This is a genomic window from Rhizobacter sp. P1_G5, assembly GCF_056405435.1.
The window spans coordinates 1-13009 of the sequence record NZ_JBFUCB010000114.1; the positions used below are offsets into that span (position 1 = coordinate 1).

Below are 13009 nucleotides of genomic sequence, written 5' to 3' on the forward strand. Positions count from 1 at the left end.
CAGTAGGTGGGCGTGCGCTTCGGATCGGTGACCCACAGGTCGACCATCGCGACCACGCAGGCCATCACGAGCAGCACCAGTTCCGGGTAGACGGCCAGCCAGTTCATGTCTTTGATCATCATTGCCGCCGCTTCAATTCAGTTTCGAGACGGCCACGTGCTTCAGCAGCTCGGTGACGCTGACGTGCATGGTGTCGGTAAAGGGCTTCGGGTACACGCCCATCCACAGCACGGCCACGGCCAGCAGGGCGAGCATCAGGAATTCGCGGGCGTTGATGTCTTCGAGGGCACGCACGTCCTCGTTGGCCACCGGGCCGAAATAGACGCGCTTGACCATCCACAGCGTGTAGGCCGCGCCGAACACCAGCGTGGTGGCCGCCAGTGCGCCGAGCCAGAAATTGGCCTTCACGGCACCGAGGATCACCATCCACTCGCCGACGAAACCGCCGGTGCCCGGCAGGCCGCAGTTGGCCATCGCGAACAGCACCGCGAACGTGGCGAACTTCGGCATCGTGTTGACGACGCCGCCGTAGCTCGAGATCTCGCGGGAGTGCACGCGGTCGTAGAGCACGCCGATGCACAGGAACATGGCCCCCGACACGAAGCCGTGCGAGATCATCTGCACCAGCGCGCCGGACACGCCCAGCTCGCTGAAGATGAAGAAGCCGAGTGTCGCGAAGCCCATGTGGGCGATCGACGAATAGGCCACCAGCTTCTTCATGTCCTGCTGCACCAGCGCGACCAGCCCGATGTAGACCACGGCGATCAGCGACAGCGCGATGATGAACCAGTCGTACGCATGGCTCGCGTCGGGCGCGATCGGCATCGAGAAGCGCAGGAAGCCGTAGGCGCCGAGCTTCAGCATGATGGCGGCCAGCACCACCGAGCCGCCGGTCGGCGCCTCGACGTGGGCATCGGGCAGCCAGGTGTGCACCGGCCACATCGGCACCTTGACCGCGAAGGCCGCGAAGAACGCGAAGAACAGCAACGTCTGCGTGTTCATGTTCAGCGGCAGCTTGTGCCACGCGRGGATCTCGAAGCTGCCGCCCGACTTGAAGTACAGGAAGATCAGCGCGATCAGCATCAGCAGCGAGCCGGCCAGCGTGTACAGGAAGAACTTGAACGCGGCGTACACCCGGCGCGGGCCGCCCCACACGCCGATGATGATGTACATCGGGATCAGCGTGGCCTCGAAGAACACATAGAACAGCAGGCCGTCGAGCGCGCTGAACACGCCGACCATGATCCCCGACAGGATCAGGAACGCGCCCATGTACTGGTTGACGCGCTCGGTGATCACCTGCCACGCGGCGATCACGACGATGATCGTGATGAAGGCGGTCAGCAGCACGAACCACACCGAGATGCCGTCGACCCCCAGGTGGTAGTGCACGTTCAGGCGCTCGATCCAGTCCAGGTTCTCCTGGAACTGCATCGCGGCGGTGCCGGCATCGAAGCCGGTGATCAGCGGAATCGTGACCGCGAAGCTCGCGATCGCGGCGACCAGCGCGATCCAGCGCACCGCATCGGCATGCTCGTCGCGGCCGACCAGCAGCAGGACGACGCCCGCGACGATCGGCAGCCAGATGGCAAGGCTCAACAAACCCATGTTCTTGTTCTCCGGTGCCGCTTTTACTTGCCGAACAGGCTGCCGGCCGCACTCATCAGCGGGCCCCACAGCTGCCAGGTCATCAGGAGGATCACGCCGAGGATCATCACCAGCGCATACCAGTAGAGGTAGCCGGTCTGCACGACGCGCACCACCGAGGCGAACGCGCCGACCGCACGCGCCGAGCCGTCGATCAGCACGCCGTCGATGATGCCGACGTCGCCGCCCTTCCACAGCCCGCGGCCCAGCAGGCGCGCGCCGGCCGACAGCACGCGCTCGTTGAACCAGTCGAAGAAGTACCGGTTCTCGAGCACGGTGTAGACGAAGCCGAACTTCGACTTGATCCACGCCGGAATGGCCGGCTTGACCATGTAGAACACGTAGGCGGTGACGACGCCGGCCAGCGCCAGCCAGAACGGCAGCGACGTGAGCCCGTGCAGCGCCATCGCGACGGCACCGTGGAACTCGTTCTTCATCTCTTCCATCGCCGGATGCTTTTCCGGGTTGATGAAGATCGAATCCTCGAAGAAGCCGCCGTACAGCATGCCCTGGATCGTCATGAAGCCGATCACGACCGACGGGATCGCCAGCAGCAGCAGCGGCGCGGTGACGACCCACGGCGATTCGTGCGGCACGTGCGGCTCGTGGTGGCCGTGCTCGTCGTGCCCATGCTCGTCATCGTGATGGTCGTGCTCGCCGGGGAACGGCTTGTGGCGGAAGTTCTCCTTGCCGTGGAAGACCAGGAAGTACATCCGGAACGAATAGAAGGCCGTCACGAACACGCCGACGATCACCGCGAAGTACGCGAAGCCGGCGCCCGGCAGGTGGCTCGCATGCACCGCCTCGATGATGCTGTCCTTCGAGTAGAAGCCCGAGAACAGCGGCGTGCCGATCAGCGCGAGCGACCCCAGCAGCGACGTGATCCACGTGATCGGCATGTACTTGCGCAGGCCGCCCATGTTGCGGATGTCCTGGTCGTGGTGCATGCCGATGATCACCGAGCCGGCCCCGAGGAACAGCAGCGCCTTGAAGAACGCGTGCGTCATCAGGTGGAACACCGCGACCGAGTAGGCCGAGGCACCCAGCGCCACCGTCATGTAGCCGAGCTGCGACAGCGTCGAGTACGCGACGACGCGCTTGATGTCGTTCTGGATGATGCCGAGGAAGCCCATGAACAGCGCGGTGATCGCACCGATCACCARCACGAAGCTCAGCGCCACGTCGGACAGCTCGAACAGCGGCGACATGCGCGCCACCATGAAGATGCCGGCCGTCACCATCGTCGCCGCGTGGATCAGCGCGGAGATCGGCGTCGGGCCTTCCATCGAGTCGGGCAGCCACACGTGCAGCGGCACCTGCGCGCTCTTGCCCATCGCACCGATGAACAGGCAGATGCAGGCCACCGTCAGCAGCATCCACTCGGTGCCGGGGAACACGGCCTTGGCCAGTTCGGGCGCCTTCGCGAAGATCTCGCTGTAGTTCAGCGTGTTGCCGAAGGCCAGCAGCAGGCCGATGCCGAGGATGAAGCCGAAGTCGCCGACCCGGTTCACCAGGAAGGCCTTCATGTTGGCGAACACCGCCGTCGGCCGCGTGAACCAGAAGCCGATCAGCAGGTACGACACCAGGCCCACCGCCTCCCAGCCGAAGAACAGCTGCAGCATGTTGTTGCTCATCACGAGCATCAGCATCGAGAAGGTGAACAGCGAGATGTACGAGAAGAAGCGCTGGTAGCCCGGGTCTTCTTCCATGTAGCCGATGGTGTAGATGTGCACCATCAGCGACACGAAGGTCACGACGCACATCATCATCGCGGTCAGGCCGTCGACCAGGAAGCCGATCTCCATCTTCAGCGAGCCGAGCGTCATCCACTCGTAGATGGTGGCGTTGAAGCGCGCACCGTCGACGGCCACCGCCTTCAGCGTCATCGCCGAGATGATGAAGGCGATCAGCACGCCGAGGATGGTCACGGTGTGCGCGCCGCGGCGGCCCACCTGCTTGCCGAAGAGCCCGGCGACGACAGCGCCGACCAGCGGTGCCAGCGGCACCGCGAGCAGCATGTTCTGGGAGAGTGTTGCGGACATGTGGTGCTCAGCCCTTCAGGGAGTCGAGCTCGTCGACGTTGATCGTCGCGCGATTGCGGAACAGCACGACCAGGATCGCCAGGCCGATCGCCGACTCGGCGGCCGCGACGGTCAGGATGAAGAACACGAACACCTGCCCCGCCATGTCGCCCAGGAAGTGGGAGAACGCGACGAAGTTCAGGTTGACCGCCAGCAGCATCAGCTCGATGGCCATCAGCAGCACGATCAGGTTCTTGCGGTTCAGGAAGATGCCGATCACCGACAGCGCGAACAGGATCGCGCCCAGCGTCAGGTAGTGGCCCAGCGTGACGGGGCCGAGGGCGAAGGCGTTCATGGCTTGGAGTCTCCGGCTGCGGGTGCGGCAGGGGGTGCAGGCGGCGGTTCCACGTCGGCGGCCATCTTGACGATGCGCACGCGGTCGGCCTTCTTCGCGCGAACCTGTTGCGACGCATCCATCGCCTTCGAATCCTTGCGCTGGCGCAGCGTCAGCGCGATCGCCGCGACGATCGCCACCAGCAGCAGCACGGCCGCGATCTGCAGCGGGTACAGGTAGTGCGAGTAGATCTGGATGCCCAGCAGCTTGGTGTTGCCCAGCTGCATGGCGACCGGGTCGGTCGCCGGCGCGGTGCGCACGTCGAAGCCGGGGATCAGCACCGCGGCCATTTCCAGCACGATGATCACGCCGACCAGCGCCGCGACCGGGAAGTGCGTCCAGAAGCCCTGGCGCAGCGAGTCGACGTTGATGTCGAGCATCATCACGACGAACAGGAACAGCACCATCACGGCGCCRACGTAGACGAGCACCAGCGAGATCGCGAGGAACTCGGCGTGCAGCAGCATCCAGACGCAGGACGCCGAGAAGAACGCGAGCACCAGGAACAGCGCGGCATGCACCGGGCTGCGCGCGGTGATGACGCGGAACGAAGCTCCCAGCAGCACGGCCGAGAAGATGTAGAAAAGCGCGGTCGGGATGTCCATATTTGCTTTGCCGGTTTCTATCGCTTCACCCAAAAGCACATCAGAGCTTCCTGCCCAGCGACCGCCGCGGAACCGGCTTTGCCGGGCCGCTGGCGGTGCCCCCTGGGGGGAGGCGCCGAAGGCGCTTCGGGGGGGTCAACGATATTTGGCGTCTGCCTCCTTGTTGGCGGCGATCTCGGCCTCGTAGCGGTCACCGACGGCCAGCAGCATGTCCTTCGTGAAGTACAGGTCGCCGCGCTTTTCGCCGTGGTATTCGAAGATGTGCGTCTCGACGATCGAGTCGACCGGGCAGCTCTCTTCGCAGAAGCCGCAGAAGATGCACTTGGTCAGGTCGATGTCGTAGCGCGTCGTGCGGCGCGAGCCGTCGTCGCGCACCTCGGATTCGATCGTGATCGCCATCGCCGGGCACACCGCTTCGCACAGCTTGCAGGCGATGCAGCGCTCTTCGCCGTTGTCGTAGCGGCGCAGCGCGTGCAGGCCGCGGAAGCGCGGCGAGGCCGGCGTCTTCTCCTCGGGGAACTGCACCGTGATGTGCGGCGACAGGAAGTGCCGGCCGGTCAGGGCCAGGCCCTTGAACAGCTCGGTGAGCATGAAGCTCGAGAACAGGTCCTTGATGGAAGCCACTGCAGACATGGTCTTCTCTCCTTACTTCCAGAGGCTGAGGGGGGACTGCAGCCACAGCCCGACGACCACCAGCCACACCAGCGTGATGGGGATGAAGATCTTCCAGCCCAGGCGCATGATCTGGTCATAGCGGTAGCGCGGGAAGGTGGCGCGCACCCACAGGAACATGGTCACGACGACGAAGGTCTTGAGACCCAGCCAGATCCAGCCCGGGATCCAGGTGAACGGCGCGAAGTCGAGCGGCGACAGCCAGCCGCCGAGGAACATCGTCACGCACAGGATCGACACCAGGATCATGTTGGCGTATTCGGCGAGGAAGAACATCGCGAACGCCATGCCCGAGTACTCGACCATGYGGCCGGCCACGATCTCCGATTCGCCTTCGACGACGTCGAACGGGTGGCGGTTGGTCTCCGCCAGGCCCGAGATGAAGTAGACGACGAAGATCGGCAGCAGCGGCAGCCAGTTCCACGAGAAGACCGTGAAGCCGTGGCTCGCGCCGAAGCCCTTGCCCTGGCCGAGCACGATGTCGGTCATGTTGAGGCTGCCACTCACCATCAGCACGACGACCAGCGCGAAGCCCATCGCGATCTCGTAGCTGACCATCTGCGCCGAGGCGCGCAGCGCGCCGAGGAAGGCGTACTTCGAGTTCGAGGCCCAGCCGGCGATGATCACGCCGTAGACCTCCATCGAGGTGATCGCCATCAGGAACAGCAGGCCGGCGTTGATGTTGGCGAGCGCCACGTCGGGGCCGAACGGAATGACGGCCCACGCGGCCAGCGCCGGCATGATCGTCATCACCGGGCCGATCAGGAACAGCGGGCGGTTCGCCGCGGTCGGCAGGATGATCTCCTTGAAGATCAGCTTGACCGCATCGGCGATCGGCGTCAGCAGGCCCCACGGGCCGACCCGGTTCGGGCCCGGGCGGATCTGCGTCCAGCCGATGGCCTTGCGCTCCCACAGCGTCAGGTAGGCGACGCAGCCGAGCAGCGGCAGGATCACGACGATGATCTTGATCAGCGTCCAGACCACCGGCCAGGCCGCGCCCAGGTACTGGGTGCCGTAGAGGTTGAAGGTATCGATCATGGTGTGGGTGGGCTCAGGCCTTCTCGATCGACAGCGGGCCGAACATCGCGCCGAGCGCGGCGGTCAGCGCATGGCCGGCGGGAACGCGGACGGTGTTGGCGGCCAGGCTCGCGTCCAGGCGCGCCGGCAGCGTGATCGCCGCCCCGCCCTGCGAGACGCGCACGGTGTCGCCGTCCTTCAGGCCGAGCTGCGACCACTGCGCGCTGCCCAGCGACGCGACCGGCGGGCGGGCGTCTGCCGTCAGCTGCAGCGACGTGGCACGGCGCACCAGGCTGTCGGCCGCGTAGATCGGCACGTCGGCGATGCGTTCCAGGCCACCGGCCGGGGCGGCCAGCTTGACTGCTTGCGAACCTGCATTGCTCAGGCGCGAGGCGATCGTGCTCACGTCGCCCAGCGCCTCGGCGCGCACTTCATCGGAGGTTTCCTGCTCGAAGCCCTTCAGGCCCAGCACGTTGCCCAGCACGCGCAACACCTTCCAGGCCGGGCGGGTGTCGCCGAGCGGCTTCACGACGCCATGGAAGCCCTGCACGCGGCCTTCGGCATTGACGAAGGTGCCCGAGGTCTCGGTGAACGGCGCGATCGGCAGCAGCACGTCGGCCACGTCGAGCGCGGCATCCTTGAACGAGGTCAGCGCGACCACCATGTCGGCGGACTGCAGCGCGGTCTTCGCGGCCAGCGGGTTGGCGGCATCGAACTCGGGCTCGACGTTCAGCAGCAGGCAGGCGCGCAGCGATCCGCCGAGCATCTCGCCGGCGTTCAGCCCGCCGTTGCCCGGCAGCGCATTGACGAGTTGCGCGCCGACGGTGTTGGCGGCAGCCGTGAGGTAGCCGACGCTCGCGCCGGTCTGCGCACCGATCCAGTTCGCCAGCGACAGCAGCTCGGCGGCCTGCGGGTGTTGCGCGGCGGCATTGCCGAGCAGCACGGCCTTGCGCTCGCCGCTCAGCAAGGACGTGGCAACAGCAGCGGCCACGGCATTCGCCGCGTCATCGGCCGTCACCTGCACCGGCGCGGCAACGCCCTTGGCCGCGCCCACGGCGGCCGCGATGCCGGCGAGTGCCGCGACCCAGCCGCTCGGCGCCACCGCCTGCTGGCCGGCCATCGGCATCAGCCAGTCATCGGCCAGCGCGTTCAGGCTGTGCACCTTGGCGCCCTTGCGGGCGGCCTGGCGGATGCGCTGCGCGAACAGCGGGTGGTCCTTGCGCAGGAACGAGCCGACGACCAGCACGCGTTGCAGCGTCGACAGCGACGCGACCGTCGTGCCGAGCCATTGGATGCCTTCGGTCGGGCGGAAATCGGCATGCCGCGTGCGGAAGTCGATGTTCTCGCTGCCCAGGCCGCGCACCAGCTTCGCGAGCAGGTGCAGCTCTTCCACGGTGGCGTGCGCCGAACCGACGGCGCCGATGCTCTTCGCTCCGTGGTCGGCCTTGATCTGCGACAGGCCCTTGGCCACGTACTCGAGCGCGGTGGTCCAGTCGACGGTCTTCCACTCGCCGCCCTGCTTGATCATCGGCGCAGTCAGGCGCTGGTCGCTGTTGACGGCTTCGTACGAGAAGCGGTCGCGGTCGGCCAGCCAGCATTCGTTGACGTCCTCGTTCTCCAGCGGAACGACGCGCAGCACCTTGTTGTTCTTGACCTGCACGATCAGGTTGGCACCGGTGCCGTCATGCGGGCTCACGCTCTTGCGGCGCGACAGCTCCCAGGTGCGAGCGCTGTAGCGGAACGGCTTGCTGGTGAGCGCGCCGACCGGGCAGACGTCGATCATGTTGCCCGACAGCTCGCTGTCGATGGTGTCGCCGGCGACGGTGGTGATCTCGGAGTGCTCGCCGCGGTGGATCATGCCGAGCTCCATCACGCCCGCCACTTCCTGGCCGAAGCGCACGCAGCGCGTGCAGTGGATGCAGCGGCTCATCTCTTCCATCGAGATCAGCGGACCGACATCCTTGTGGAAGACGACGCGCTTCTCTTCGGTGTAACGCGACGACGACCCGCCGTAGCCGACGGCCAGGTCCTGCAGCTGGCACTCGCCGCCCTGGTCGCAGATCGGGCAATCGAGCGGGTGGTTGATCAGCAGGAACTCCATCACGCCCTGCTGGGCCTTCAGCGCCTTGTCGCTCTTGGTGCGCACGATCATGCCCTGCGTCACCGGCGTCGCGCAGGCGGGCATCGGCTTCGGCGCCTTCTCGACGTCGACCAGGCACATGCGGCAGTTGGCCGCGATGGACAGCTTCTTGTGGTAGCAGAAGTGCGGGATGTAGGTGCCCGCCTTGTCGGCCGCATGCATCACCATGCTGCCTTCGGTGACCTGGACCTTCTGGCCGTCGAGTTCGATTTCAATCATGTCGTGTTGCCCCGGGACGGGTCTCAGGCGTGGACCGCAACCGCGCAGGTCTTGTGCTCGATGTGATGGATGAACTCATCACGGAAGTGCTTGATCATCGCGCGCACCGGCATCGCGGCGGCGTCGCCGAGCGCGCAGATGGTGCGGCCCTGGATGTTGTCGGCCACCGAGTTCAGCAGCTCGATGTCTTCCATGCGGCCCTGCCCGTGCTCGATGCGGTCGACCATGCGGAACAGCCAGCCGGTGCCTTCGCGGCACGGCGTGCACTGGCCGCAGCTCTCGTGCATGTAGAAGTACGACAGGCGCAGCAGGCTCTTGACCATGCAGCGGGAGTCGTCCATCACGATGACGGCGCCCGAGCCGAGCATCGAGCCGGCCTTCGCGATGGCGTCGTAGTCCATCGTCGTGTCCATCATGATCGAGGCCGGCAGCACCGGTGCCGACGAGCCGCCCGGGATCACCGCCTTCAGCGTGCGRCCCTTGCGCACGCCGCCGGCGAGYTCGAGCAGCYTSGAGAACGGCGTRCCCAKSGGKACYTCGWAGTTGCCGGGSMGCTCGACRTCGCCSRCMACCGAGAAGATCTTGGTGCCGCCGTTGTTCGGCTTGCCGATCTCGAGGTAGGGCTGGCCGCCGTTGCGGATGATCCACGGCACCGCGGCGAAGGTCTCGGTGTTGTTGATCGTGGTCGGCTTGCCGTACAGGCCGTAGCTGGCCGGGAACGGCGGCTTGAAGCGCGGCTGGCCCTTCTTGCCTTCGAGCGATTCGAGCAGCGCGGTCTCTTCGCCGCAGATGTAGGCGCCGAAACCGTGCGCGCCGTGCAGCTGGAAGCTGAAGTTCGAGCCGAGGATCTTGTCGCCGAGGAATCCGGCCGCACGTGCTTCTTCCAGGGCGGCTTCGAAGCGGTCGTACACCTCGAAGATCTCGCCGTGGATGTAGTTGTAGCCGACGCTGATGCCCATCGCGAACGCCGCGATCGCCATGCCTTCGATGACGATGTGCGGGTTGAACATCAGGATGTCGCGGTCCTTGCAGGTGCCCGGCTCGCCTTCGTCGGAATTGCAGACGAGGTACTTCTGCCCCGGGAACTGGCGCGGCATGAAGCTCCACTTCAGGCCGGTCGGGAAGCCCGCGCCGCCGCGGCCGCGCAGGCCGGAGGTCTTCACTTCGGCGATGACCTGCTCGGGGGTCATCGGCTCGCCGGTGGCACCCTGGAATTCACCGGTCAGGATCTTGCGCAGCGCCTGGTAGCCGCCGCGCGCAACGTAGTCCTTCAGCGACCAGTTGCTGCCGTTCAGGTCGGCATAGATCTGCGCGCCGATGTGGCGGCCGTGGAAGCAGGTCTCGGTGCCGGTGGACTGGAACTTCGAGAGGTCCAACAGGGGTTGCGACATGGTTCGGTTCCCGTTTCCCTTTACTTCGCCGCGCGCAGCGTGTCGACGAGTTCGTCGAGGCGCTGTTCGCTCATGAAGCTGCACATCTGGCGGTCGTTGACCAGCATCACCGGCGCGTCGGCGCAGGCACCCAGGCATTCGCTCTTCTGCACGGTGAAGAGCCCGTCGGCGGTGGTGCCGCCCTCTTCCACACCGAGCCGGCCGCACAGGTGCTCGAGCGCGGTCTGGCCGCTGCGCAGCTGGCACGGCAGGTTGGTGCAGACGTTGAGCTTGAACTTGCCCAGCGGCTGCTGGTTGTACATGTTGTAGAAGGTCGTCACCTCGTGCACCGCGATCGGCGGCATGCCGAGGTACTCGGCGATCAGCTTCTCGCTGTCGGCCGAGACGAAGCCCTGCTCCTGCTGCACGATGGCCAGGCAGGCCATCACGGCGGACTGCTTCTGGTCGGCGGGGTACTTGGCCACTTCGCGGTCGAAGCGGACGCGGGTCGATTCCGAAATCATCGGTCGATCTCTCCAAACACGATGTCCATGGTGCCGATCACGGCAACGGCGTCGGCGATCATGTGGCCGCGCGCCATCTCGTCGAGCGCAGCCAGGTGCGCGAAGCCGGGGGCGCGGATCTTCAGGCGGTACGGCTTGTTCGCACCGTCGCTGACGATGTAGATGCCGAACTCGCCCTTCGGGTGCTCCACCGCCGCGTAGGCCTCGCCCTCGGGCACGTGGAAGCCTTCGGTGAAGAGCTTGAAGTGGTGGATCAGCTCTTCCATGCTGGACTTCATGTCCACGCGTCCGGGCGGCGCGACCTTGTGGTTCGCGGTGATCACCGGGCCGGCGCCTTTTGCCGAGTCTGCGCGCAGYCAATCGACGCACTGCTGGACGATGCGGTTGGCCTGGCGCATCTCCTCGACGCGCACCAGGTAGCGGTCGTAGGTGTCGCCGTTGACGCCGACCGGCACGTCGAAGTCCATCTTGTCGTAGACGTCGTAGGGCTGCTTCTTGCGCAGGTCCCAGGCGATGCCCGAGCCGCGCAGCATCGCGCCGCTGAAGCCCAGGTTCAGCGCGCGCTCGGGGCTCACGACGCCGATGCCGACGGTGCGCTGCTTCCAGATGCGGTTGTCGGTGAGCAGCGTCTCGTAGTCGTCGACGTTCTTCGGGAAGCGCTTGCTGAAATCCTCGATGAAGTCGAGCAGCGAGCCCTGGCGGTTCTGGTTCAGCCGCGCGATGGCCTTGGCATTGCGGACCTTCGATGCCTTGTACTGCGGCATCGCATCGGGCAGGTCGCGGTAGACGCCGCCCGGGCGGAAGTAGGCCGCGTGCATGCGCGCACCCGACACCGCCTCGTACATGTCGAAGATGTCCTCACGCTCGCGGAAGCAGTAGATGAGGATGTTCATCGCACCGCAGTCGAGCCCGTGCGCACCCAGCCACAGCAGGTGGTTCAGGATGCGGGTCAGCTCGGCGAACATCACGCGGATGTACTGCGCGCGCAGCGGCACGTCGACGCCCATCAGGCGCTCGATGGCCAGGCAGTACGCATGCTCGTTGGCCATCATCGACACGTAGTCGAGGCGGTCCATGTAGGGCAGCGACTGGATGTAGGTCTTGCTTTCGGCCAGCTTCTCGGTCGCGCGGTGCAGCAGGCCGATGTGCGGGTCGGCGCGCTGGATGACCTCGCCGTCGAGTTCGAGCACGAGGCGCAGCACACCGTGCGCGGCCGGGTGCTGCGGGCCGAAGTTCAGCGTGTAGTTCTTGATCTCTGCCATGTCGTTGCCTCGAGGCGCGAGCCCCTAGTGCAGGCCACCGTAGTTGTCTTCGCGAATGATGCGCGGCGTGATCTCGCGCGGCTCGATCGTCACCGGCTGGTAGATCACCCGCTTCTGCTCGGGGTCGTAGCGCATCTCGACGTGCCCGGAGGTCGGGAAATCCTTGCGGAACGGGTGGCCGATGAAGCCGTAGTCGGTCAGGATGCGGCGCAGGTCGACGTGGCCGTCGAACAGGATGCCGTACAGGTCGAAGGCCTCGCGCTCGAACCAGTTGGCSGMGTTCCAGATCTCGTTGACCGACGCCACCATCGGCAGGTCATCATCGGGTGCGAACACCTTCAGGCGCAGCCGCCAGTTGTGCGTGATCGACAGCAGGTGCGAGGCCACGCAGTAGCGCAGGCCTTCGTTCGGCTGGTCCTTGTACGACGAATAGTCGAGGCCGCACAGGTCGACCAGCTGCTCGAAGCGCAGCGCCGGGTCGTCGCGCAGCGCGAGCGCCACCGCAGCGTAGTGCTCGGCGGTGACGGTCAGCGTGAGTTCACCGCGGTCGCGCACCAGGCGCTTGATCTTGCCGGCAAAGGCCGCTTCGAGCGCGGCCTGCAGGGTATCGAGTTTGCTCATGCGGGCTTTCAGCGAGCGATCGTGTTTTCGCGGCGGATCTTGGTCTGCAGCTGCAGCACGCCGTACAGCAGCGCCTCGGCCGTCGGCGGGCAGCCGGGCACGTAGACGTCGACCGGCACGATGCGGTCGCAGCCGCGCACCACCGAGTAGCTGTAGTGGTAGTAGCCGCCGCCGTTGGCGCACGAGCCCATCGACAGCACCCAGCGCGGCTCGGCCATCTGGTCRTASACCTTGCGCAGYGCCGGYSCCATCTTGTTGCACAGCGTGCCGGCGACGATCATCAGGTCGCTCTGGCGCGGGCTGGGACGGAACAGCATGCCGAAGCGATCGATGTCGTAGCGGGCCGCGCCCGCATGCATCATCTCGACCGCGCAGCACGCGAGGCCGAAGGTCATCGGCCACAGGGATCCGGTCTTCGACCAGTTGATCAGCGTGTCGACGCTGGTCGTGACGAAGCCTTCTTTCAGAACGCCATCAATGCTCATCTGATTACTCCCAGTCCAGGGCGCCCTTTTTC

The 13009-nt window shown here is 65.9% G+C and carries 12 protein-coding genes; all 12 read right to left on the minus strand.

The annotated features are described in order from the left end of the window. Window positions 1–132: 132 nt before the first annotated feature. Entirely contained in the window at window positions 133–1608 is a 1476-nt protein-coding gene (locus AC1D12_RS10920) for an NADH-quinone oxidoreductase subunit M (RefSeq protein ID WP_477840392.1), read from the minus strand. A gap of 23 nt (window positions 1609–1631) precedes the next feature. Then, window positions 1632–3689, minus strand: coding sequence for an NADH-quinone oxidoreductase subunit L (gene nuoL / locus AC1D12_RS10925; protein WP_465114364.1), 2058 nt, complete (start codon window positions 3687–3689; stop codon window positions 1632–1634). Between the two features lie 7 nt (window positions 3690–3696). Beyond that, window positions 3697–4023, minus strand: coding sequence for an NADH-quinone oxidoreductase subunit NuoK (gene nuoK / locus AC1D12_RS10930; RefSeq protein WP_047594472.1), 327 nt, complete (start codon window positions 4021–4023; stop codon window positions 3697–3699). Further along, window positions 4020–4667, minus strand: coding sequence for an NADH-quinone oxidoreductase subunit J (locus AC1D12_RS10935; RefSeq protein WP_047502910.1), 648 nt, complete (start codon window positions 4665–4667; stop codon window positions 4020–4022). Before AC1D12_RS10935 ends, nuoK begins: the two co-directional genes overlap by 4 nt. 135 nt (window positions 4668–4802) lie before the next feature. After that, window positions 4803–5300 carry an NADH-quinone oxidoreductase subunit NuoI gene (gene nuoI, locus AC1D12_RS10940; RefSeq protein ID WP_047502912.1) on the minus strand — a complete coding sequence of 166 codons (498 nt, stop codon included), beginning with the start codon at window positions 5298–5300 and terminating at the stop codon, window positions 4803–4805. A 12-nt stretch (window positions 5301–5312) separates the two neighbouring features. Further along, complete coding sequence (gene nuoH, locus AC1D12_RS10945) at window positions 5313–6377, minus strand: NADH-quinone oxidoreductase subunit NuoH (RefSeq protein ID WP_477840395.1); 1065 nt, start codon at window positions 6375–6377, stop codon at window positions 5313–5315. Between the two features lie 13 nt (window positions 6378–6390). Next, window positions 6391–8715: an NADH-quinone oxidoreductase subunit NuoG gene (gene nuoG, locus AC1D12_RS10950; RefSeq protein WP_477826891.1), complete on the minus strand. Its 2325-nt coding sequence runs from the start codon at window positions 8713–8715 to the stop codon at window positions 6391–6393. A 23-nt stretch (window positions 8716–8738) separates the two neighbouring features. After that, window positions 8739–10106, minus strand: a complete 1368-nt coding sequence (nuoF, locus tag AC1D12_RS10955; protein WP_477840397.1) for an NADH-quinone oxidoreductase subunit NuoF — start codon at window positions 10104–10106, stop codon at window positions 8739–8741. Between the two features lie 20 nt (window positions 10107–10126). Next, entirely contained in the window at window positions 10127–10609 is a 483-nt protein-coding gene (gene nuoE / locus AC1D12_RS10960) for an NADH-quinone oxidoreductase subunit NuoE (protein ID WP_047502920.1), read from the minus strand. After that, window positions 10606–11871, minus strand: coding sequence for an NADH-quinone oxidoreductase subunit D (locus tag AC1D12_RS10965; protein ID WP_477840399.1), 1266 nt, complete (start codon window positions 11869–11871; stop codon window positions 10606–10608). Before AC1D12_RS10965 ends, nuoE begins: the two co-directional genes overlap by 4 nt. A 24-nt stretch (window positions 11872–11895) precedes the next feature. Further along, window positions 11896–12492, minus strand: coding sequence for an NADH-quinone oxidoreductase subunit C (locus AC1D12_RS10970; RefSeq protein WP_477840401.1), 597 nt, complete (start codon window positions 12490–12492; stop codon window positions 11896–11898). A gap of 8 nt (window positions 12493–12500) precedes the next feature. Then, window positions 12501–12977, minus strand: coding sequence for a NuoB/complex I 20 kDa subunit family protein (locus tag AC1D12_RS10975; RefSeq protein WP_477840403.1), 477 nt, complete (start codon window positions 12975–12977; stop codon window positions 12501–12503). Window positions 12978–13009 lie beyond the last annotated feature (32 nt).